The sequence below is a fragment of the Pseudomonas sp. KH_024_B2 genome (assembly GCF_057839965.1).
The window spans coordinates 199,407-223,057 of the sequence record NZ_JBYQPS010000002.1 but is presented as its reverse complement, the minus strand read 5'-3'; the positions used below and the strand labels follow the sequence as shown (position 1 = coordinate 223,057).

General features: G+C 54.1%; 16 protein-coding genes and 2 pseudogenes. 9 read left to right on the top strand and 9 right to left on the bottom strand.

The features are described from left to right. Positions 1 to 50: 50 nt before the first annotated feature. Entirely contained in the window at positions 51 to 959 is a 909-nt protein-coding gene (locus tag AC3I0A_RS28295) for a LysR family transcriptional regulator (protein ID WP_053160568.1), read from the bottom strand. A gap of 128 nt (positions 960 to 1,087) precedes the next feature. On the opposite strand from AC3I0A_RS28295, the gene AC3I0A_RS28290 reads away from it, so the two are divergent. Both AC3I0A_RS28290 and AC3I0A_RS28285 read left to right on the top strand, forming a co-directional pair. Further along, positions 1,088 to 2,260 (top strand): efflux RND transporter periplasmic adaptor subunit, encoded by a 1,173-nt coding sequence (locus AC3I0A_RS28290; RefSeq protein ID WP_053160566.1) that lies wholly within the window; start codon positions 1,088 to 1,090, stop codon positions 2,258 to 2,260. 86 nt (positions 2,261 to 2,346) lie between these two features. Next, a pseudogene (locus tag AC3I0A_RS28285) lies at positions 2,347 to 3,582 on the top strand (efflux RND transporter permease subunit); the annotation flags it as partial. A 104-nt stretch (positions 3,583 to 3,686) separates the two neighbouring features. On the opposite strand, the gene istB reads toward AC3I0A_RS28285, so the two are convergent. Both istB and istA read right to left on the bottom strand, forming a co-directional pair. After that, positions 3,687 to 4,442, bottom strand: a complete 756-nt coding sequence (gene istB, locus AC3I0A_RS28280) for an IS21-like element ISPre4 family helper ATPase IstB (RefSeq protein ID WP_011077977.1) — start codon at positions 4,440 to 4,442, stop codon at positions 3,687 to 3,689. A 20-nt stretch (positions 4,443 to 4,462) separates the two neighbouring features. Then, the gene (istA, locus tag AC3I0A_RS28275) at positions 4,463 to 5,977 is read right to left on the bottom strand and encodes an IS21-like element ISPre4 family transposase (protein ID WP_041771204.1); all 1,515 of its coding nucleotides are present in this window, start codon (positions 5,975 to 5,977) and stop codon (positions 4,463 to 4,465) included. Between the two features lie 173 nt (positions 5,978 to 6,150). Here istA and AC3I0A_RS28270 point away from each other — a divergent pair. The 3 genes and pseudogenes from AC3I0A_RS28270 to AC3I0A_RS28260 all read left to right on the top strand — a co-directional run. Further along, a pseudogene (locus AC3I0A_RS28270) lies at positions 6,151 to 8,106 on the top strand (efflux RND transporter permease subunit); the annotation flags it as partial. A 6-nt stretch (positions 8,107 to 8,112) separates the two neighbouring features. After that, positions 8,113 to 9,582 carry an efflux transporter outer membrane subunit gene (locus AC3I0A_RS28265; RefSeq protein WP_489378803.1) on the top strand — a complete coding sequence of 490 codons (1,470 nt, stop codon included), beginning with the start codon at positions 8,113 to 8,115 and terminating at the stop codon, positions 9,580 to 9,582. A 465-nt stretch (positions 9,583 to 10,047) separates the two neighbouring features. Further along, positions 10,048 to 11,304 (top strand): OprD family porin, encoded by a 1,257-nt coding sequence (locus AC3I0A_RS28260; protein ID WP_053160560.1) that lies wholly within the window; start codon positions 10,048 to 10,050, stop codon positions 11,302 to 11,304. 198 nt (positions 11,305 to 11,502) lie between these two features. Here AC3I0A_RS28260 and AC3I0A_RS28255 read toward each other — a convergent pair whose 3' ends face one another. Then, positions 11,503 to 11,958, bottom strand: a complete 456-nt coding sequence (locus tag AC3I0A_RS28255; protein WP_489378802.1) for a MarR family winged helix-turn-helix transcriptional regulator — start codon at positions 11,956 to 11,958, stop codon at positions 11,503 to 11,505. Positions 11,959 to 12,230: 272 nt separating this feature from the next. Between AC3I0A_RS28255 and AC3I0A_RS28250 the strand changes: the two genes are divergently transcribed. The 4 genes from AC3I0A_RS28250 (at position 12,231) to AC3I0A_RS28235 (ending at position 17,201) form a co-directional block, all read left to right on the top strand. Continuing rightward, positions 12,231 to 12,851, top strand: a complete 621-nt coding sequence (locus tag AC3I0A_RS28250; RefSeq protein ID WP_053160556.1) for a TetR/AcrR family transcriptional regulator — start codon at positions 12,231 to 12,233, stop codon at positions 12,849 to 12,851. Between the two features lie 124 nt (positions 12,852 to 12,975). Continuing rightward, a complete protein-coding gene (locus tag AC3I0A_RS28245) occupies positions 12,976 to 14,484 on the top strand; it encodes an efflux transporter outer membrane subunit (RefSeq protein ID WP_489378801.1) in 1,509 nt (502 codons plus the stop codon). Beyond that, positions 14,481 to 15,668: an EmrA/EmrK family multidrug efflux transporter periplasmic adaptor subunit gene (locus AC3I0A_RS28240; protein WP_489378799.1), complete on the top strand. Its 1,188-nt coding sequence runs from the start codon at positions 14,481 to 14,483 to the stop codon at positions 15,666 to 15,668. The genes AC3I0A_RS28245 and AC3I0A_RS28240 overlap by 4 nt, the downstream gene beginning before the upstream one ends. A gap of 12 nt (positions 15,669 to 15,680) precedes the next feature. Continuing rightward, positions 15,681 to 17,201, top strand: a complete 1,521-nt coding sequence (locus AC3I0A_RS28235; protein ID WP_489378797.1) for an MFS transporter — start codon at positions 15,681 to 15,683, stop codon at positions 17,199 to 17,201. 177 nt (positions 17,202 to 17,378) lie between these two features. Here the strand turns inward: AC3I0A_RS28235 and AC3I0A_RS28230 are convergent, their stop codons facing one another. The 5 genes from AC3I0A_RS28230 to salA all read right to left on the bottom strand — a co-directional run bounded on the left by AC3I0A_RS28230 (position 17,379) and on the right by salA (position 23,592). Then, positions 17,379 to 18,302, bottom strand: coding sequence for a SphA family protein (locus tag AC3I0A_RS28230; protein WP_489378795.1), 924 nt, complete (start codon positions 18,300 to 18,302; stop codon positions 17,379 to 17,381). Between the two features lie 313 nt (positions 18,303 to 18,615). Beyond that, positions 18,616 to 20,067: an aldehyde dehydrogenase gene (locus AC3I0A_RS28225; protein WP_053160548.1), complete on the bottom strand. Its 1,452-nt coding sequence runs from the start codon at positions 20,065 to 20,067 to the stop codon at positions 18,616 to 18,618. A gap of 31 nt (positions 20,068 to 20,098) precedes the next feature. Beyond that, the gene (locus tag AC3I0A_RS28220; RefSeq protein ID WP_489378794.1) at positions 20,099 to 21,247 is read right to left on the bottom strand and encodes an NAD(P)-dependent alcohol dehydrogenase; all 1,149 of its coding nucleotides are present in this window, start codon (positions 21,245 to 21,247) and stop codon (positions 20,099 to 20,101) included. Positions 21,248 to 21,303: 56 nt separating this feature from the next. Further along, positions 21,304 to 22,242 (bottom strand): catechol 1,2-dioxygenase, encoded by a 939-nt coding sequence (catA, locus tag AC3I0A_RS28215; RefSeq protein ID WP_489378793.1) that lies wholly within the window; start codon positions 22,240 to 22,242, stop codon positions 21,304 to 21,306. A gap of 51 nt (positions 22,243 to 22,293) precedes the next feature. Next, positions 22,294 to 23,592, bottom strand: a complete 1,299-nt coding sequence (salA, locus tag AC3I0A_RS28210) for a salicylate 1-monooxygenase (RefSeq protein ID WP_053160544.1) — start codon at positions 23,590 to 23,592, stop codon at positions 22,294 to 22,296. Positions 23,593 to 23,651 lie beyond the last annotated feature (59 nt).

Below are 23,651 nucleotides of genomic sequence, written 5' to 3'. Positions count from 1 at the left end.
CATTCACGGCGACCGAGAAAGCGGGAATGGCATGAAACGGTTCGACCTGGTTACTTGAGCTTTCCTGCTTCACCCAACTCGATCAGCGTATCAATCAAACACCTCACCTTCGGTCTCAGATGCGCGGTCTTTGGCCACAGTGCATAGACGGTCAATGGCTCGGGTTCGAGCGCTTCGAGTACGCTGATCAACGCGCCTGTCTCAAGATGTTTGCTAACGACACATAGCGGCATTTGGCACAATCCTAGCCCAGCCATAGCAACGTCGATCATAGCCTGGCCGTCACCAATCTGATGGGTGGCTGGTGGTACGAAGCGTTTAACATCACCGTCTATCATCACTCGCCATCCCAGCGGCTGCCCCCGCCTATGGGTGACAATACAGGCATGATCGTTCACATCCGAGAGGGTCTGCGGCGTACCTCTGGCGCTCAAGTAAGTTGGCGCCGCACAAATGATCAGACGCTGCGAAGTCAGTGGGCGCGCAATCAGCCCCTGGTGATTGCCCGGGTCACCAAAACGAATCACGAGGTCAACGCCCTCTTCCACCGGATCAATCAGATGATCAGTGAACGTGAGCGTATAGGACAATCCTGGGAAGCGCTGACCTATATCCATCATTACCGGCAATATCAAATGTCGCCCCAGCGCGACAGGCATGTCGACCCGCAATTGTCCTGACGGCTCGTGCGCTTTGGACGTCAGGCAATTTTCCACATCCCGGATTTCATCTAACGCTCCGCTGCACGCCGCCAGATAAGCCTCACCATCCGCGGTCAGCGATAATTTGCGAGTAGTACGGTGAAAGAGCATGACCCCCAACCGTTGCTCCAAGCGAGCGATAGCTTTCCCAACTGCGGACTTGGAAACATCCAAGCGTTCAGCCGCTTCGGTAAAACTCACGGAGCGAGCGGTTGTAACGAAAGTGTGGATGCCGGCGAAATTATCACTTGATGACATGGGCGAAGCTCATTGAGGACTGAAAGGCGACAGTTTTGGGATCTAAAGCGTGTTTATCGGAAACTCGGTCTACTTTAGCATTGCCCGCCTTTCGTACCTATCCCCTCAGTTTCTAATTTGTTGAGCCCATGAAATTTATAAAAGATCGCCCAATTTCACTCGCTGTGGCGCTAACTGCCGTTGCCATCGGTTACCACCTTCTCGATATTCATACCGAAAACAAGGCCATGGCAAACGAAACCGTTGGTGTGTTGCGTCCGGAGGTGGACATCGCGTCCCCTGTTTTCGCGCATATCAACGAGTACCAAACCTATTCGGGCAAGCTTGAGGCTATCGATATCGTCAACGTGCGCCCTCTCGTATCAGGTAGCATCACCGGTGTTCATTTTAAAGATGGCGCTCATGTGAGGCGCGGTGATCCACTTTTCACCATCGACACCCGCTTGTACCAGGCTGCAGTAGACCAGGCCAAGGCTGACGTCGCTGGCGCTAGCGCACGAAATTCCTACGCTCAAATAGATGCGGCACGCGCCAAACGCTTGCTGATTCAGAACGCGATTGCCAAACGGGATCTGGACGCAGCACTGCAACTGGAGAAGACCACCTTTGCAGAGCTCAAGGCCGCCGAGGCCCGCCTAATGACCGCAAATGTGAATCTGGACTACTGCCATGTCGTCGCACCTGTGAGTGGTAAGGTTTCTCGCGCAGAATTAACTCTTGGCAATGTGGTGACCGCGGGCGCCAACTCTCCTGTGCTTACGCGTGTCGTCTCGATCTCCCCGATCTACGCGGCGTTTGAAGTTGACGAGCAAACCTACGTCCGTTTTCTTGGGCAACCTCACGATCAGCCGGTGAACGTGGCACTGGGACTTGCCAACGAAAACGTGTTCGGACGTCAAGGTGTGGTGGACTCGATTGACAACCAACTCAATGGTAAATCGGGCACGATCCGGGTGCGGGCTCGCTTCGACAATGCCAATGGTTTGCTGGTGCCGGGCATGTATGCCCACGTGAAGGTAAGTGCGGGTCAACAGCGTCAAGCTCTGTTGATCAACGAGGCCGCAGTCGGCACCGATCAGGATCGAAAATTCGTCATGGTCGTCGACATTGGAGGGCGCGTGCATTACCGCGAGGTCAAGCTGGGCGACCTCTACGATGGAATGCGTATCGTCGACAGCGGGCTTCAGGCTCAGGATCGAATTATCGTCAACGGGATGCAGCGTGTGCGTGCCGACGATGAGGTCATCCCGCGCGAAGTCGCTATGGATACCCGGCCCGGCATCTTGGCCGCGAAGCGTTAAATAACCTAGCTCTCTAACTCTATTTCGCCTCCCGATGCGCCGTTCCAGCGCGTCGCCGCTCCCCTATTGCCGAAGAAAAACCATCGATGAAGTTCTCCCGTTTTTTCATTGATCGCCCCATCTTCGCGGCCGTATTGTCGGTCGTGATTCTGCTGATGGGCATCATTGCTGCGTTCAAGTTGCCAATTGCCGAGTACCCCGAAGTGGTGCCTCCGCAAGTACTCGTCCATGCCGAGTTTCCTGGCGCCAACCCCAAGGTAATCGCAGAGACTGTTGCTGCTCCCCTTGAGGAAAAAATCAACGGCGTTGAAAAAATTCTGTACATGCAGTCGCAGGCAAACAGCGACGGACAGATGACGACCACCGTCACTTTTCAGTTGGGCATGGATCCCAACCTCGCCCAACAGTTAGTGCAGAACCGTGTCTCCCAAGCATTGCCAAGGTTGCCCGAGGCCGTGCAGAAGCTGGGTGTCACCACGATCAAAGCATCAAGCACCATGACTTTGGCTGTTACGCTGTTCTCGCCTATCGACCAGTATGACGTCGACTACCTGCACAACTACGGACTGATTCATATCCGTGATCGACTGGCCCGGATTCAGGGTGTCGGTGATGTGCAACTCAAAGGCGGTGGTGATTACTCCATGCGCGTCTGGCTTGACCCGCGCAAGCTTGCGGAACGTCAAATGTCGGCAACCGACGTAGTGAGCGCGATACAGGCCCAAAACGCTCAAGTATCCGCAGGCATGGTGGGCGCAACGCCTAGTGCCCCTGATGTGAAGATGCAACTGGACATTAACGTCAAGGGGCGTCTTCAGACACCTGAAGAGTTCGAAGCTATTGTCGTCAAAACCAACGCCGACGGCGGCGTTACTTATCTACGCGATGTAGCGCGTGTCGCACTTGGTGCAGCGGATTACACCCAGAGCACGCACCTCAATACAAAGGTTTCGATGACGATCTGGGTCTTCCAGCAGCCTGGCGCGAACGCCCTTCAGATTGCCGATGATGTACGTCGTGAGATGCTGGATATCGGCAAGGATATGCCCAAGGGTGTGAGCTACGGGTTCAACTACGATCCGACCCGATTCGTGTCCGCGAGCATTGAAGCCGTCGTCCATACCTTGCTCGAGGCTATCGCTCTGGTTGTGCTGGTCGTCATTCTGTTCCTTCAGAACTGGCGCGCTTCGCTCATCCCGTTGCTGGCAGTACCGGTCGCCATCGTCGGCACCTTTTCACTGATGCTGGCGTTTGGTTTTTCAATCAACGCGTTGTCGTTGTTCGGTATGGTTCTCGCCATCGGTATCGTCGTCGACGATGCCTGCGCATTCCACGCCATCCGGCCACCCAGTCCACCAACATCCGGCCACCCGTTCCACGCTCATCCGGCCAGGCAGTCGGAGCGCAGCGACGCAGGTTTGCATTGTTAGTCTGAAGTCCCTGTCGTCGTCAATTTCGTTGCGCGTCTGCGCATCGATTCGCCCTTCAGTTCGATCCGATAAGCGTTGTGCACCAGCCGGTCGAGGATCGCGTCGCCCAAGGTCGGATCGCCGATCAGTGCATGCCATTTGTCCACGGGCATCTGGCTGGTGACCAGCGTCGAGCGGTTGCCGTAGCGGTCGTCCAATAGCTCAAGCATGTCGCGCCGTTGCGGTGCGGTAAACGGCGCCAGGCCCCAGTCGTCCAGGATCAGCAAGTCGGTCTTGGCATAGCCCGCCATCAGTTTCGCGAATCGACCGTCTCCGTGGGCCAGGCCCAGTTCCTCCATCAGGCGCGGCAGACGCAAGTAGCGCACGCTGTAGCCGTCACGGCAGGCCTTGTGGGCCAGCGCGCAGGCGAGCCAGGTTTTGCCTACACCGGTCGGGCCGCCGATGATCAGGTTCAAGCCATCGCGCAGCCATTGGCCGCTGCCCAGTTGCAGGATCAGGGACTTGTCCAGGCCGCGTGGGCTGCGGTAATCGATGTCTTCCAGGCAAGCGTTGTGGCGCAGTCGTGCCAGTTTCAGCCGGCTGCTCAGACGCGTGTTTTCACGTTCGGTCAGCTCGCGGTCGATCATCAGGCCGAGGCGTTCGTCGAAGCTCAGATCATTGATATCGGGCGTGGCGTGTTGCTCGCTCAGCGCCTTGATCATGCCGTGCAGGCGCAGGGTTTGCAGCTTGTCGAGTGTCGGATTGGGCAGCATTTTGGTGCTCCTTTTTCAGGTCAGTGGTAGTAGCCAGGGCCGCGCAGGTTGATGTGTTCGTCGGGCAGTAGCGGCAGGTTTTGCTGGGACAGCGGTAGCTTTTCCAGCCCTTGGCGCAGGATCGATTCAAGGCTTTTGTAGCTGCACGCGCCCAGTGCCAGCGCTCGCTGGCAAGCGGCTTCCAGCCGCTCTTCGCCGTGCTGCTTGCTCAGGCGCAGGATGCCCAGGCAGGCGCGGAAGCCGTGCTGAGGATGGATTCGGCGCTCAAGGATGTAGGCGATAACGCCAGCGGTGTTAGGCCCGGTCTGCTCGGCCCAGCGGATCAGCCGTTGCGGTGTCCATTCGGCGTGCTCCCGGTGGCTCTTGGGCATGTGCTCGGTTTGGGTGGTGTGGCGGCCTTTGTGCAGCGAGCGCAGGTGACTGGCCACCCGCTGGTTGGCGTGGAAGCACTCGACGGTCTTAGCGGTTAGCCGCACTTCGAGTTGGTGCTTCACCAACTGGTACGGCACCGAGTAGTAATGGCCCTCGACCTCGACGTGGTAGTCGATGTGCACCCGCACCTTTTTCCATTCGGCGTAGATGTACGGATGTTCTGGTAGCGGTTGCAGTGCGGGTTGGTCGATGGTCTCAAAGGCCGAGCGGCGTGAGCCGGGCAGCTTCTTGAAGGGCTTTTGATTGAGGCGTTCGAGCAGCAGGCTGATTGCCGTGTTGAGTTCGCCCAGCGAGAAGAACTGGCGGTTGCGCAGCGCGGCGAGGATCCAGCGCTCGACGACTTGCACGCCGACTTCGACCTTGGCTTTGTCCTTGGGTTTGCGCGAGCGAGCAGGTAATACGGCGATGCCGTAATGCTCGGCGAGATCGCGGTAACTGGGGTTGATGTCGGGCTCGTAGCGATGCGCCTTGGTGACGCCGCTGCGCAGATTATCGGGCACCAGGATCTGCGATGTGCCACCGAAAAAAGCAAAACAGCGGGCGTGCGAGCCCAGCCAGTCAGGCAGCTTCTGCGACCAGGTGGCCTCGGCAAAGGTGTAGCTGGACGCGCCGAGAACGGCGACGAAGATCTGCGTTTGGCGGATCTCGCCGGTTCGCCGATCAATGACCGGTACGGTCTGGCCGGCGTAATCGACGAACAGCTTTTCGCCGGCACGGTGCTCCTGGCGCATGACCACGTCGACCTTGGCGGCCCAGAGGCGGTAGTGCTCGCAGAACCAGCTGTATTGGAAGCCTTGCGGGTGGGCGAGTCGGTATTCCTGCCAAAGCAGGGCCAGAGTTACGCCGGGGCGGCGTAACTCCCCGTGTACATGAGCCCAGTCTGGCACCGGCCTTTGATCGCTGGGAACGGTGGGCGGCGGCGGAAAAAGATGCCGTTGTAACTCGGCGTCAGTCAGCGCAGAGGGCCAGGTCAGGCCGCTGGCAGCAAAGCGATTGAGGTACTCACCGACGCTGGCTCGGCCTACTTGCAAGCTGCCAGCGACCTGGCGGGCAGATAGGCCGACCTCGAATTTGAGACGTAGCACTTCTCGAATTTTACGCATGGATAAACGCTCCACGACGACCTCTCTGCTTCGATAAAAGAGGTCGATGGTAGTGAATAATCCTGCGTTGCTGCCTGCCTTAAGGGTGGCCGGATGAGCGTGGAATGGGTGGCCGGATCATCGTGGAATCAGTGGCCGGATGTTTATGGAATAGGTGGCCGGATGGCCGTGGAATCCGCAATGCCATCGTGGTCGTAGAAAACGTCGAGCGAAATCTGGAACACGGGTTAAGTCCCAGAGAAGCGACGTATAAGGCAATGGATGAGGTCAGTGGCCCGATCATTGCCATCGGACTTACCCTCGTTGCTGTATTCGTGCCCTTAGCGTTCATGTCGGGTCTGACTGGTCAGTTCTATCAACAGTTCGCGATGACGATTGCAATCTCGACGATCATTTCGGCCTTCAACTCTCTAACGCTCTCGCCCGCGTTGTCCGCTCTGCTGTTGCGCAGTCCTCACGCGCCTAAAGACCGACTGACCCGAGGCATGGACTTCGTGTTCGGCCTTTTTTTCAAAGCGTTCAATCGGCTCTTTCAGCGCGGATCAGATGCCTATGGCAGCGGTGTAGCCCGTACCCTGAAGCACAAGGGCGCAATGATGTTTTTGTATGCTTTGCTGCTCGGCCTGGCTGTCATGATGGGGAACATCGTACCGGGTGGATTTGTTCCTGCGCAGGATAAACAATACCTGATCGCCGTGGCTCAACTACCGAATGGCGCTACATTGGCGCGCTCGGACGAGGTCTCTCAGGAGATGGGGCGGGTGGCGCTTACGGAACCAGGAGTAGGTTTCACAGTTGCGCATGCGGGGCTTTCGATCAACGGCTTCACCTCATCGTCCAGCTCGGTAGTACTGTTTCTGCCTCTCACCGCTTTTGAAGAGCGTTACGGCAATGGCAACGACCTCAGTGCGGATACGATCGCAAAGTCGTTGAACCAAAAGTTTGCTCAGATCAAAGACGCCAAAATTTCGGTGTTCTCACCGCCTCCAGTGCTGGGGCTTGGCACACTGGGTGGCTTCAAGCTTCAACTGGAAGACCGTGGCGCGCTGGGCTATCAGGCATTGCATGATGCCACGGAGGCATTCATTGCAGCCGCGGCCAAGGCTCCTGAGCTGGGCCCGTTGTTCAGTAGCTACGACATCAACATTCCACAGCTGGACGTAGAAGTCGACAGGGTGAAAGCCCAGCAACTGGGTGTGCCCATTGATGAGGTCTTCAGCACTCTACAGATTTATCTGGGCTCCCTGTACGTCAATGACATCAACCGTTTCGGTCGGGTCTACCAGGTACGTGTACAGGCTGACGCCCATTACCGCGCATTCTCCCAGGACATTGGCCAGTTAAAAGCCCGCAGCCGTACCGGGGAAATGGTGCCATTAGATAGTCTTCTGCGTGTCAAGCCGACCTATGGCCCAGAAATGGTCGTACGTTACAACGGCTTTACCGCCGCAGATCTGAACGGTGGCCCGGCACCCGGTTATTCCAACAACCAGGCTCAGGCTGCCATCGAGCGCATCGCCAAAGAGACCCTGCCTGCAGGAATCAAGTTCGAATGGACTGACCTCGCGTATCAGCAACAATTGGCTGGTAACGCAGCGATGATGGTTTTCCCTATCTGCGTGTTGCTAGTGTTCCTGGTGCTCGCGGCTCAATACGAGAGCCTTACATTGCCGCTGGCAGTGATCATGATTGTACCCATGAGCCTGCTGTCTGCACTTTTGGGTGTATGGCTGACCCACGGCGATAACAACATCTTCACCCAGATAGGTCTCGTGGTGCTGGTGGGGCTATCGGCCAAGAACGCCATTTTGATTGTGGAGTTTGCCCGGGAGCTTGAGATGCAAGGACGAAGCATCGCGGATGCCGCCATTGAGGCCAGCCGTTTGCGTCTGCGACCAATTCTGATGACTTCAATGGCCTTCATTATGGGTGTCGTGCCAATGGTAGTCGCCACTGGCGCCGGCTCCGAGATGCGTCATGCCATCGGTGTCAGTGTATTTTTCGGGATGTTAGGAGTCACAATTTTCGCCTTGCTACTCACCCCGCTTTTCTATGTTTTGCTGCGTAAGCTATCCGGCGGTAAGCCGCTGCGCGCCGAACATCATCAGACTGCCGATATTGAGGCCTGACCGCACATGAACTTAAACATTCCCAAGTTTTGGGCGGGCATGTCGCTAAACATCTTAGCCCTGCTCTCACTGTCAGCTTGCCAATCAATGGCACCCGACTACACAGTTCCAACCGACACGTCAGCGGCACAGTTCAAAGAGCAAAACCTGACGCCTGAGCAAGGTTGGAAAACCGCACAGCCCGCCGACCAATTCCCGCGTGGTCAGTGGTGGGAAGTCTTTGGCGACACAACGCTTAACGACCTGGAAACGCGCGCTCTCAATGCAAACCAAGGCTTGAAAGAGGCCATGGCCAGGGTTCAGGAAGCACGGGCTTATCATCAAGGAGTAGAAGCTCGTCGCCTTCCAAGCATCGACACAGGCTTTGGCCCGTCGCGGGAACGAAGCTCACGCTCTTCGACCAATGATGCGCAACCGGCAACGACCTACTGGCGGGCGCAACTAAACGCCGGCTATGAAGCCGATCTGTTTGGCCGGGTCAGCGATGCAATCAAGGCTGCCGGTGCCGAATCTGAACAAAGCGCTGCGCTATACCAATCAGTGCTGCTGGCTCTTCAAGCGGATGTGGCAGTTAATTACTACCAACTACGCAGCCTTGATGCACAGATAAAGGTCTACGAAGACACACTCAAGCTACGTCGGAGTGCGCTTGCATATGCCCGTAGTCGTGCGGAGAACGGACAGGACAGCCAACTGGATTTGATGCGCGCGCAAACTGAACTCTCCACCACCTTGGCTGATTCGTTAGCTTTAGCGCGAGCGCGGGCTGCGAGCGAGCACAGCTTGGCTGTGTTGCTGGGGCAGGCACCAGTGACGTTCAATTTCTCTGCAAACCCGATTCAACCGCTCAAGCTACAAATACCTGTCGGCGTGCCGTCGGCACTGCTGGAGCGCCGGCCAGACATCGCGGCAGCGGAGCGTGCAATGGCGGCAGCCAATGCTCGTATTGGAATCGCTAAGGCGGCATTTTTTCCTTCACTTACGATCACTGGAACGGCTGGTTTTGAGGGCAACACTCTTGGCGAGCTGTTTCAAGGCTCAAGCACGGCTTTCTTGCTTGGGCCACTCACGGGGACGATGCTGCATTTACCGATATTTGACGGAGGCAAGCGCAAGGCAGACCTCACAAACGCGCAAGCCGCCTACGAGGAACAGGTCGCCCACTATCGTCAAACTGTGCTCAATGCATTACGTGAAGTGGAGGACAACTTGGCAAGCGTTCGCCTACTGCAGCAGCAAACACGGGCGCAGATTTTAGCCACTGATTCCTCAAGGGGTGCCAGCCGTATTACCCAGGCGCAGTATCAGGAAGGCGCAAGGGACTACTTGAGCGTATTGGAGGCTGATCGCAGCACTTTGCAAGCTGAACGAAGTCTCGCCAGTCTGTATGGCGAACAGTCTATGGCCACCGTACGACTGATACGTGCGTTGGGCGGCGGCTGGGAGCATCCAGCCATCAGACCTATTACACGTTAATCCCCGGGTTGCTGTTCCAGACATAGAGCGCGTCAGTATGCGCTCTATGCAGCGTCCGTCCGCAGGCAACAGTGACCTCTGCTGGATCGCGGTTTCAGCTCCCCTCCACAGCTGATTTTTTTGGGATAAAAAAAGACCCGCGCGTGGGCGGGCCAAAAAAATCACCAAAGGGTTGATGAATTGGAGATACACCAATAAGTGCGAGAACCGCGCCTTAGGTATTCATCGCCGCCACCATACCTGCATTTTGAGTTTCTACATCATTGATTTCATTGATAATTGGAATCAGAAATAGGACTTATCCCAGTAGTGCTTTCAATAGTATTTATCGTCCCGCTGCAACGGGTGGGAACACCTAAATACATAATCACCCCTGCCAATAACCCGGATTCAACTGTGGTTATCACGACGTTTGCAGCCTCCTGCCGTCACTAAAATCAAGAACACTGCTTTTGGGAGTATCCGATGCTCAACCCTAAACAAATCGCGATCGCGTGCGCGCTGATTTCGACAAGCACACCCTATGCGTTCGCCAGCGATCAATCTGAAGCTAAAGGATTCGTTGAAGACAGCGACCTGAATCTGTTGTTGCGGAACGCCTATTTCAATCGCGATTACAAAAACCACACCAATGATGCCAAGGTATGGGGCCAAGGGTTCATTGGTACATTTCAGTCTGGATTCACCCAAGGAACCGTCGGTGTGGGTGTCGACGTATATGGCTTGTTGGGTGTCAAGCTCGACAGCGGTCGCGGTCGCAATTACACGGCTTTTTTTGATGCTGACAGCGATGGCCATCCAGTCGATGACCTTTCGGAGGCCGGCGCAGCACTGAAACTTCGTGTCTCCAATACCGTGTTGCGCTATGGCAATCAGTTCCCGTCAATGCCGGTGCTAGCGTATGACGACTCGCGACTATTGCCTCAAGCCTTTACCGGCACGCTGGTCACCAGCAAGGAAATCGAAGGTTTGGAATTGAACGCCGGACGGTTCACCGCAGATAGCCCGATGGGCGACCCGGCACGCGATCCGAATCATCTGAAAAGTATCGACGTAATTGGTGCTACCTATAGCGTGACCGACGCCTTGAGTGTGGCGGCGTACCACTCCGACGTGAAAGACACCTACAAGAAGTATTACGGCAACCTGAACTATACGGTGCCGTTGTCCGATTCCCAGGCGCTGAACCTCGACTTCAATATCTACCGTACCGACTATGCCAACGGCTCTCAGGCGGCATTGGATTTTGGTGGCGACGGTGTCAACGACACGAACACCATCTGGAGCTTGGCGGCGAAATACAGCGTCGGCTTCCACTCCTTTATCGTCGCCCATCAGCGTAACAGTGGGGATGCAGGTTATGCCTACGACTATGGCGACGGAGGTAGCGCCATTTATGTCGCCAACTCCTACTACTCCGACTTCAACCTGAAAGACGAAGAGTCTTGGCAACTCAGCTACGAGCTGGATTTTGCAGGTTTCGGTGTGCCCGGGCTCACCTACAAAACCGCCTATGTGCGCGGTAGCAACATCGATGCAGGAGGTGAACAGGACGGTACAGAGCGTGAGTTCTTCAACCAGGTCAAATACGTGGTTCAGGAAGGTACACTCAAGGATCTGTCATTCAAATTGCGAAACTCGATCTACCGGGCAGACCGCGATGTCGGCCCTAATTTGAACGAAGTCAGGGCCATCATTGAATACCCTCTAAACATCCTTTGAACCAGTGCGTCGCGTCCAGCGGCGCACCTCGATGTCCATCGAGGTGCCGAGTTAATGCTGAAACCAAGTTCGTATGGCCGGAGGACTTTTCAATGGATCTTAATATGGCACAAAAAATTCATTGTTTTCAGCCCGGATTTTGGTTTTCTTGACTAACTGCTGAGCGACGGATTTGCCTGATACATTGTTGTCAAATGATTAGTCTGATTTCTGCAACGAATTTTGAATTAAATTGGCAACTGGCAACATTGCAGGGCCTGTGAACAGTTTCACCATGTTCATTACATCCGAACCTACGCTACTCAAAATCCCATCCCATGCTTCACTTAGAGATATCAGCGCAAGCTCATACGCTTCAAGGCCTTCATCCGATAACTGGAATACAACCAATCGCCTGTCTGGGCGATCACGACGGCGCTGAACATACCCACACCTCTCGAACTTCTCCATCACTAAAGATGCCTTGGTCGGCGCGATGTTCAAATACTTACTGCACATACTTGCGGAATTGATAGCGCCATTTGCTAAGCCATCAAGAGCCCGAAACTCCAAGTCGGTCATACTATGTCCAGATAAGACCTTCTCCAACCATTCCGCCATAGCTTTATTTACGCCTTCAAGGACATTGAATGCGGTGATAAAGTGCGTTCCCACTCAAACCTCCCAACAATTTTCCCTAGCTAGACTCAATAGCGAGCTTCGGGCTATCACAGATGAAAATGTGGTGTGTAATGATTTCAATCAACAAAAGCCTGAGAACTGTAACAGCCTGCTTGTAAATTGATCATACCTAAAATCAATACACACTATTCACGCTTTGAATGGTTGATACACTTCTAATTTGTTGACCAGAGATCACTTAAAGCCTATAAATACCGACAGTTTCTATTGCTGAATTGAGACCTGAGTATTCCGTACGAGCATCTATGACCACGAAGACTAATCAGACAAAACCTGTCAAAGCGCGCAGCCGATCCTCTATCGGTGCAGTGCGCAGTCCTCAGAGCACAGAGGCCATTCTTGAAGCTGCTGCAGCAATCCTTGAAGAGCGCGGCTATCAAGCATTCACAATGGATGCGCTGGTGGAGCGAGCTGGTTCCAGCAAACCTACTATCTACCGTTGGTGGAAGAGTAAGAGTGCACTGCTTAGAGATGTGTACGAGCGCACTGCCCTAACCTTTGTGACTCAACCAAACACCGGTGATTTGGAAAAGGATCTGATCGTTCACCTGCGTTCGCTTTGGCATTGGTGGCGTACATCAAGCGCAGGCGAGACATTGCGCAGCTTGATTACCGAAATCCAGCATGAGTCAACAGCTCTTGAGGAGTTCAGGAGAGAATTTCTTCCACGTCGCGAGCGTACGTTGCGAAAGATCTTTGCTCGAGCGGTAGAGTCGGGAGAAATCCACGAGGGCGTTGACGTCGACACCGCAGTCTCGATGCTCACCGGCATGTCCTGGCTTCACCTTGTCACAGCAGATCTTGAAAACCTAGACGACATCGATAACGCCGTTGGCATCATCGTGAATGGTTTAAGACCAAGATAAAGCACGACTTATAGCCGCTTCCGCGGCTTTTTTATGAGCTTAACGACACTCGTAGTGTTTATTAGCATCCCAAGCCGAAGCCCTCTCCCTTACTTATTTTCATCACATGCTTCAGAGAAATTTAATGAGAAGTTCACCGATTCAGGGCGTGAATGACAGACAGCCCATCACAACGCTTAGGAGGAGCGCATTGTTAGCAATTGCGCTTGTGATGCTCTCTGGATGCTCGTTCAGTGATCTGAAACCTCAGGCGGAGATGTTGCAGCCATCCGAGGTCAACGACACGCTAGCTAACAGTGGAATCAAGCTCTCCGAGGCTGCTTGGCCAACCGTCAATTGGTGGAGCAGTTTCAAAGATCCACAACTTGATACGTTGATAAACGAAGCCCTCAACAACAGTCCCACACTCCGAGCCGCTTCAGCGCGTGTCCACCAAGCAAGCGCGCTGGAAGCAATACAGGGCGCTCAGTTGCTACCTGATGTGAGTGCAGCCATGAGCGTCACTCGAGAACGGTTCAGCTCCAATGGCACGACGCCCGCACCGGCCAAAGGTACATGGCAAAACGTGCACCAAGGGACGTTGAATGTCGGTTACGAATTGGATTTTTGGGGTAAGAACCGGTCGTCAGTAGAGGCAGCAGTGGGTAGGCGGCGGGCATTGGAGGTCGATGAGCGCGCAGCCTCTCTCATACTCTCCTCCTCCATCGTACAAACTTATATCGGCTTACAAAATGTCTATGAACAGATCGACGTTGCCCAAGCCCTGCTCAATCAGCAAGAACAAATTGAGGATCTCACCAAAAAGCGTTTCGCCGCCGAGCTTGGTACTGAAATAGATATCAAACAGTCACAGGCATCGCTACCTGCCAGTAGAGCAAATATCGCAGCGCTCAAAGAGTCCATCGAACTCAATCAAAACAAACTCGCCTCGCTGTTGGGTAAAGGGCCTGACCGTGGACGCACGATCACACGACCGAAACTGCAGGCAAGTGACACCATTGTGATGCCGTCGAACATCCCAGCTGAACTGATTGGCCATCGCCCGGATGTGGTGGCTCAACGCTGGCGAGTCGAGGCCTCAGGCCATGAGATTGAAGTTGCTAAGGCACGTTTCTACCCGAATGTGAACCTGACTGCGTTCATAGGATTGCAGAGCCTGGCTTTCGATACGTTCAACGATCACAGCAGCCGTATTTTAGGAATCGCTCCGGCGATAAGTCTGCCTATTTTCGAAGGAGGCCGCTTGCGCGGCAACTTGGACGCGCAAGATGCGGCATACGATCTGGCTGTAGAAAACTACAACCAGACGGTTGTGGATGCTCTTCGAGATATAGCCGACCAATTGTCGTCGCTTCGCTGGTTGAAGGAGCGGATGGCTCAGCAGAACGAAGCCGTGGCAACTGCAGTTGCCGCAGCAGATCTTGTCAATAAGCGCTACGCCGCTGGCCTTGCGACCTATCTACAAGTACTGGCTACGCAGAATGCAACGCTTGCTGAAAAACGCCAACTGGTCGACTTGCAGTCCAGAGCGATTTCCTTACAAGCCAACCTTAGCAGGGCTTTGGGTGGTGGGTACCGCCCGGAAATGTCCGTAACCGCCATTACAAACTCTACCGTAGCTAATAAATCATGACTTCAAACACGCTCCCCTCTTCTGAAACCGCACCACGAACAGCGCGCTACTTACCGCGATTTTTTTTGATTCTTGCCATCGCATTCATATTGGTTGCTCTGGGGGGCTGGTACCTGGTTAGGCTTGGAACAGAAACCACTGACGATGCCTACGTCGATGGCAATATCGTTCAGGTCACTTCACAGGTCAGCGGCACGGTGACAGTCATCAGTGTCGACAATACGGATCACGTTGATGCTAATTCACCTCTTGTCACACTGAATGCAGTAGACGCGGAGATCCAATATGAGCGCGCGAAATCCAACCTAGCGAGGGCTGTTCGCTTGGCGCGAACGCAGTATTACCAGGTGCAACAACTGGAGGCTGAGGTCAACCAACGTCAGAACGATGTGCGCAAGGCTCAGGACGATGTCCGCCGCCGCAATCAACTTGCCTCCAGTGGCGCAGTCTCTCGTGAAGAGATCAGCCATGCTGAAGAGGCTCTCAAGAATGCCGTCGCAAGCCTGGATGGAACTCGACATGCCTTGGCTGTTCGCCTTGCCATGGTAGACAACACAACGCTTCGTACCCACCCAGATGTTCTTGTTGCAGCAAGCAATCTACGTGACGCCTACATCTCAATGCACCGCACCCAGATCTACTCCCCCACTTCTGGCTTGGTGACCAAACGCAACGTTCAAGTTGGGCAGCGGATCAGCCCGGGCGTAGCACTGATGTCGGTTGTACCCGTAGACCAAGTTTGGGTGAACGCTAATTTCAAAGAGTCGCAACTCCAAAATTTGCGTATTGGACAACCAGTCCACCTGAGTGCGGATGCGTACAGTCGCAATGTGGACTTCCACGGAACCATCGTCGGACTGGATGCTGGCACCGGCAGCGCGTTTTCGTTGATGCCAGCACAAAACGCAACAGGCAACTGGATCAAAGTCACGCAACGCGTGCCTGTTCGAATCGCTCTCAGACCAGATGAGGTAGCGCGAAACCCATTGCGTCTTGGCCTCTCAATGCGTGTCTCGGTGGACACCACTGATACCAGCGGGCCGGTGCTCAATACGCAGACGCCAAAGCAGGCAGCTTACAGCACCGATATCTTTGATAACGAGCTTAGAGACGCCAACGGTATCGTCGAAGCAGTGATCATTGCCAATTCGGACAGTGCTGGCTCCACACACGTTAAATTGTAAAGGTGGCCGACCATGTACAGAAAAAACGCCGCCCTGTTACTAACTGTTGCACTGCTCTGCGCCCTGGAGTATCTGCAGGCAGGCATGATCGCATTTGCCTCTGCGCCGATCCGAGGAGAAATCGACGCGAGTCCTGAAGAGTTCACGCATGTCGCCGCGCTGTACGCGTGCATAGCCGTCGTGGTCATTTCCAAGCAACGCTGGCTGGTCGAGCGGTTAGGATGGCGTAACTTCATGCTGGGCTCTATCAGCATTTACGTATTGGGTGCATTCGTGTGTGGCGTGGGGAGCGACCTGAGTACCTTCACTGTCGGTCGCGTGATCATGGCATTGGGCGGTGCATCGTTCATGACATCCGCGCGTTTGATGGTCAATCTGCTTCCGGCCGGCCCGGGGCGTTTTGTCGGGGTCAAGGTGTTTGCCACCGGGCTTGCTGGTGGGACAGCTTCCGCCCCATTCATTTCATCACTGGTGGTGGTTGAAGATACGTGGCATGCCATTTTCTGGGTATTGGCCGGAGGTGCTGTTATCGCAGCTTTTCTGTGCACCCGTTTTCTACCCAATACCCTCGCTCCGGAAGATGAGAGGACGCCGTCGAGCCCAGCAAATATTCTGTTATTATCCGTTAGCAGTTTCTTCCTTCTCTACGTCCTGCAACGCTCTTACTATGACTTTTACAATGAGTCATTCATTCTCATCGCATTTGCTTTACTGGCTGCACTGGGCGTGTACACCTTCTTCCATGCCGAACACGGCAAACGAGCGCCGTTTCTCAAGGTTAAAGACCTTATGCAGCATCGTTACATGTTGGGGGTGGCCCTCTTCTGCTTCACGTACATACTGCTTGGGAGCAATAACTACATCCTGCCGTTTTTTCTGCAGACGGGGTTGGGGTACTCGTGGGACACAATCGGTACTTTTCAGGCCTTTGGACTGGTGGGTGCACTGATAACATGGGGCATCATGGCCGCCGTCATTCCAAAATTCCCCGCTCCGAAGAAATTCTTTGTAGCTGGGTTTGCAGCACTGATCGGCTTCGGCTGGTTGTTCTCATCTCTCTCGCCCAGCGCCAACATGTGGTCAAACATCCTCCCAGCACTCGTCCTCAACGGCTGCTTTGTGATGCTGGTGCTTGCAACCGCCGCCATGCAGACATTTCGTGACGTGACCCATAACGACACCCTGTTCGCACACGCCTACCAGATTAAAAGCATGATGGGACAAATTGCGATGGCAATGGGTACGACAATCGCCACCCTCTTTCTGCAATGGCGCACTACCACCCAGTACAACAATTTGAACGGGCATTTCAGTTCTGCTGATCCACTTTACTTGGAACAAATTCAAGATTTAACACATGCCTTGGCTCCCCAGGTCGGTGAAAGCCACGCAGGTCAAATGGCTGTTTCGATGCTCGCACAAAACCTGCATCAGCAATCGACCCTGGTCGCGAGCATGGAGTATTTTTGGGCAGTAATTGCTGTCGCAAGCCTGGCGTTGGTCGTTTCGATGACACAAAAGGCGTTCAAATAGACCAAAAAAATCGGGACGGTAGGCATGGTGAGATAAATAAACCTCATCATGCCTACCTGGTTATCCAGACTTTTTCCTTCGAGCAGCGCCAAAAAATCACAAAAAAAATGCATTTGGCAGTGCGAAAATAAAGGTAGCCATAAGCCTGATATGAGCGCTGCCAAGTGCCTATTTGAATCAGAGAGGGGTCGTGAGTTTAATCCAGAAGGCCTCTCCTTCGGGGCGGTTGCGGACATCGCTTTCCTTTTGCCACTTGGCGGTTACAAACCAACCGGCTTGGTTAGCATATTTAATCGACGGGCCAATCGCGACGGCGCGCCCTTTTCTGTCCTCCAGCTCTTGCCCGTCCTGATTATCATTTGTGGTTTGGTGATACACGTAGCCACCGACTCCTACCACCCAACCATTACCCAGCCCCCACCCAAAAGAGTAGTCAGCATGTAATTCCTGACCTGAACGATAATCCGTGGCTGGGTTACGAGCGTTGAAGTCATACATCACTTTAAGGTCACCGTTGAGACCCGAAGGATCAACGTATGTAAACGCCGCTATCGGCTCGATCGCCCAGTAGTTACGACCAAGGTTCGCCAGATCGTCGCGATCGTATTTCCCCGTAGGTGCGAACACATCAAACGCATATATGGCGTGAAATTTATCGCTGTAGTGATAGCCCAGCGCCGGGCCAAAAATAATATCTCCCACACCCGTCTTTCGCTGGTGCTCATCAGCAACATCTACCCTGAGATCAATCAGTGGGACGTTCATATGGAAAGCTAACGCACCGCTGAGCAGTTTCTGTTCGGTAACCCAGATTAGCCTGGGAGCGATCACATCCGCACTCAGATGAAAGTCATCAATTGCTTGCTTTCCTCGATTGTCAAGAAGCCGGTCAGCGCGATAACTCTCTGCAAAGACCTGCCCATAGATGCCGGGTGGCGGCATAGCGCCGGTCATGTAGTTCTCCGCACCCATTGGATACGACGAACCTCCACCCTCAGTGGCCTGCACGACAGGTAAGGCAGCGGTCAATGCCGCCCCGACGATCACGCGTTGGGCATTCCTAAAAAAATCAGCTGAAACATCGGCTTTTTTATTATTCATTTTCTCGACCATGAGTTATTTGACTGCGCATGCCAACTCGACTTCGTTTAGTTAGAGCGAAGCGCACGAATTTTTAGGGGAATTTTGAATTGAGTTGCGGAAGTAATTGGTTACGTTCAAAGCAGTCCTGAGCAGGACAGGTGATTTGCGCGAATAGTTCGGCTCTGTTGTCTTTGTTATAGAACCGGGGTACCGCACTGTGGTACCCCAATAATGACGAGCCGTAAGCAGTGTTATGAGAAAACTGCCGCTGGAGGATCAATCGATCGTGCGCATTTAAATCATAAGATTTGATTGAGCACTCGGCTGAACTTCAGAAAGGATAAGGCTGGTCGGATGGCTCTACAGTGACCCATTTGACCTCGGTGAACTCATCGATTACAGCACTGCCATCGAACCGGCCGTAACCACTGTTTTTCATGCCACCATAAGGAGCTTGAGGTTCGTTCTGAACAGTCGCACCGTTGATGTGAACGCAGCCAGCATCCAGTCGACTGGCGAGTTCGAGTGCGCGACTGACATCACGACTGAAAATCGAGGAAGACAGACCGTAGGCGGTATCGTTAGCGACCTGCAGAGCCTGTTCTGCTCCTCTTACCCGAACGACTGTTGTCACCGGCCCAAAGGTCTCTTCGTCATAGATCTCCATCGAAGATGTCACCTTATCGACCAGCGTGGCACTCATGAGGGCGCTCGTGCCCAAGCCGCCGGCTACTATTTCTGCGCCCTTGCCTACAGCATCGTCCAACATCTGGTTGATCCGCTGAAGCGATCCTTGGGAAATCATTGGCCCGATGACGCATGAAGGTGAAGCCGAAGGTTGACCTGATTCCAGCCCACGCACTCGCTCAGCGAACTTCTCAACGAACGCATCAGCAACAGCTTCGTCGACAACGAACCGTTCTGTCGACATGCATATTTGCCCCTGATAGAGAAAGGCGCCGAAGACTGCGGCGTTTACAGCACCATCCAGATCCGCATCATCAAGCACTACAAACGGTGCCTTGCCACCCAATTCCAGCAAGCATCGCTTGAGATGCTTAGCACTTGTTTGGGCAATCATTCGGCCAACTTTGGTTGATCCGGTGAAATTGACCCGGCGAACCGTATCGTGGGCAATCAGTGCGTCGGTTACGGCTGCGGCATCCCCAGGCGCCGAGATGATGAAGTTGAGCACACCTGGTGGAAAGCCAGCCTCATAGAAAGCTTCAGCGAGCAGCTGGTGAGTGCGAGGACTGTTTTCTGAGCCTTTGAATATAACGGTGTTGCCACATGCCAATGGATATGCGATCGCACGAGCACCAAGGATGACTGGCCCATTCCAGGGCACGATGCTCAGCACCGTGCCGATTGGTTGTCTCAGTGTCATCGACAGGGTGTTGGGTTTATCAGTTGGAATGGTTTCACCCTTGATTTGGGTGGTGAGCGCTGCTGCTTCTCGCAGGAGATTGGCTGAGGCCCCGACGTTAAACTGCGCCCATAGTTGCGAGGCTCCAATTTCCTCTGCCATGACGCTGCAGAATTCTTCCATCTTACTCATCAGGACATCAGCGGCGGCCAAGAGCAGACGTCGGCGCTCAGTTGGGCCTACCTTCGACCAAGATTTGAAAGCCTGCTGAGATGAGTCGGCAGCGCGAACGGCATCCTCGACGGAACAAGCTGCGCCCACCGTGATAACTCGGGAGTTGATCGGATCGACTCGGTTGTAGGTCTTACCGTCAAGAGCATCTTGTTTGACGTTATCGATTACCAGTTGAACATTCATCTGTCGTACCTTGATTGAATCGAAAGAGTTGTCAGGCTTGATCTGCCGAAGTCGGCATGCGCAAGATCGGCTTGATCGTCACGCCCCGTTCGCTGTCCGCCATAGCTTCATTGACTTGGTCGAAGGAATAGAAACGGCAGAGCTTGTCGAATGGAAAACGCCCCTGCATGTACAGGTCAACGAGAGTCGGGATAAACGCATTGGCGACGACGTCACCCTGGACGATGCCCATGATCCGCTTACCAGGAATCATCACGTCGTTTATGTTGAACGCGACCTCTGTCCCGACCTTGGTTGCACCAACGATGCCGCACGTGCCAAGCGTGGTCACTGCATCAATTGCTTGTCGAAGTACTTCAGCGCGACCAGAACATTCAAGGCTGTAATTGACGCCGCCACCGGTGATTTCGTGAATACGTTTGACCGGGTCTTCTTCACGGCTATTGATCACATGCGTCGCCCCCAGCTCAAGCGCCAACTCCAAACGACTAGGTGTGACATCCACCGCAATGATCGTAGTAGCGCCGGCAACCTTCGCGGCCATGACCGAGGCTAGACCCACTGCTCCGGCTCCAAAAGCCGCAAAACTGGCGCCTGCCTCAACCTTTAAAGCTTTAAGGACAGAGCCCGCACCAGTCTGTATGCCGCATCCCAACGGGCCTAGTAATTCGAGCGGCGCGTCCTTTGAAACCTTTACTACGTTGCGCTCGTTAGCGACTGCATAAGTTGAAAACGACGACTGGCCGAAAAAATGATCGTGAATCGGTGAGGCATCATCGCAACTGCAGGTAGAGGTACTGCCATCAATACGTCCGCCACCGAAGTTCAGCGGATGCATGTGGGAGCAATGTGCGGGATGCCCAGTTTCGCAAGGCAGGCATAAGCCGCACGACATATAGGTCATCACTACGTGATCACCTGGGGCAACAGTTGTAACTGCATAACCTACCGACTCAACTATTCCAGCACCTTCATGCCCGAGGATGATGGGCAGTGGTGTTGGAAAAAGCTGATCGCGCACTACCATGTCGGTATGGCAGACACCCGTTGCTACAATCCTTACTCGAACTTCAGTGGGTCTTGGAGCTCCGAGCTTTGCACTCTCGATTTTCAGTTTTTCACCAGTCTGGCGTAAAACAGCTACCTTCACATCGATGGCTTCAACGTCGCTTTGGGACATGTTTGTCTCCTCTTAAGACCAGATTTCCGATACTCGATTTCGGTTCGAATTTCCTATCAGGCCTCTTGCAGAGCTCGTGGCCGCTTGCTGCGTTGCTCTGACTGTGGATTAGCAGCTGGACGCATTTCGAAATTGAACTCCATCTCTGCGAAGCGCCCTGCTACACCTCGCGCTTGGGACTGCTGCGCATCGTCGATGAAATGAACCTCACCCACCAATCCCTCACGGGTTGCGTACGCAAAGTCATCCCATAGGTACGCATCATTGGAAAGGTTAATCTGGGTGGTCAGATGATCGAAACCAGGCGCGGAAATGAAAAAGTGGATGTGGGCAGGTCTTTGACCGTGACGACCCAGTAGGTCGAGACACTCTTGTGTCGGGCCCGACGGGTCACAGCCGTAACCTGAGGGCACGATGCTCTGTGCTTGATATCGACCGTTCGCATCGGTCACGATTCGGCGGCGAAGGTTGTACTCTGACTGAGTTTTGTCGAAGTGGGAGTAATTGCCTTTTGTGTCCGCCTGCCAAAGATCAACAAGGGCTCCGGCGATCGGTTTTCCGTCCATACCGATAACACGCCCACTGAGAAACAATGTTGTAGCCTGGCCGTTCTCAGAGCCATCATCCATGCGAGCAAATCCCTCGCTCAAAGGCGCTCCGGCTACATACAACGGCCCTTCGATAGTGCGAGGAGTGCCGCCAACCCTGCCGACACTTTCTTCTTTAGCATCGTGCAGTAGGTCAAGAAAGTGCTCTACTCCTAATCCTGCAACCAGAAGTCCCGCTTCGTTCTTCGCCCCCAAACGATTGAGGTATTCAACGCCGGCCCAGAATTCGTCGTCGCTGATTTCCAGCTCTTCAATGAGCTTCACGCTTTCTTGGAGGATACGCAGCACTATCTGTTTGTGCCGCGCGCTGCCATGGGTGTTGCCGAGACCTGACGCATCGCGAAGGAAGGATTGAATATCACTGGCATGGGAAATGGTTACGGTCATGATTGGGCCTTTTCTTATAGGATTGAAGTCATTCGTTTCGGACGTGCTTGATCAGCTGACCTTTCTTTGTGCTGCTTCTGTCCAGCCAAGTTGGGCGCGTGACGCCTCCAGATCGGCTTGCATGTCGTGATTCCAAAGCCAGTCGAAACGGCTAGCTAGCGTGCTGGAAAGTAAGGGTTCGTTTGCAGCTACTTCAGGGTCGCGCAATTCATACAGCTCGCCCGCCTCCCAAGAGGTGCGTTGGACTCGACAGGCTCGAGGTCTACGAATAGCGTCATATACGCTGAGAATTTTGCTGGCTTCGGTTTCACAAGCACGAGGGTCGCCCAATAGGCGTGCAAGCAACCATGCATCTTCCAGGCCCTGACCTGCACCTGCACCTTGGTGAGGAAGCATCGCGTGAGCGGCATCCCCGATCAGTGCGACGCGGCCGTGGACATAACCAGGTAACTCAGCAAGATCGTGCAATGCCCATAAGGTCGGAGCCGGGATGCATTCAAGAAGAATCCGCGCAGCGTCCCCCCAATCTGAGAATGCATCGAGCATCTCTGCCTGGGTTGTAGGTTTTACCCACGGCGCGTCTGCGGGCCAGGTTGGATTGGGCTTGCTGCGATCAGAAACGAATGCAACTACGTTGATCAGCCTCCCCTGCTTAACGGGGAAAGTCAGAATATGGGTATCAAGCCCCAGATACATTTGAGGTACGTTGACCAGGTGCTCATCAACACCTTGTGCACGATAGGCAGCGCGCAGTTTTTCGCTATCAATCATGCCTCGGTAAGCGCTGGTGCCACTGAAGCGAGGGGCCACAAGCGGCGCGCCAATACCCTTTAGAACGTGGTCACGAATAGATGATTTAATGCCGTCAGCAGCAATGAGCACATCACACTCGTGATGCGTGCCGTCTGTAAACGTGACTTTTGTGCGTTGTCCCAGTTGTTCGACGCTGACAGCTCGTTTATTAAACTGAGCAATGCCGGCGGGCAGCTGTTGCGCAAGGACATCCAGGAAGTCAGCTCGGTGTACCGACGACTGACCTACACCTTCGGCAATGCTTGACCCAAGATAGCCAGCATCTTCACCGCGTCGCCATTCGAACCAAATATCTTGCCAAGGCTCCTGCGTACGGTCAGCGATCTGATGATATGCAGGGCCGATTCCAAGCCCCTCAATAGCACGGACAGCGTTGGCTCCAAAGGAAACACCAGCACCCACCTCTCCGAATGCAGGAGCAGATTCAAATAGCTGCACACTCAGGTGGCTGTGACGACACAGATCCAGTGCCAACGCCACACCGGCAATTCCTCCACCGACAATACCGACTTGCAAAGCAGATTTCAGACTGTTCATGGGACAAAACCTTATGTTGTTTTTGTGTATGCCCCAATAATGGGATGATGCCCACTATT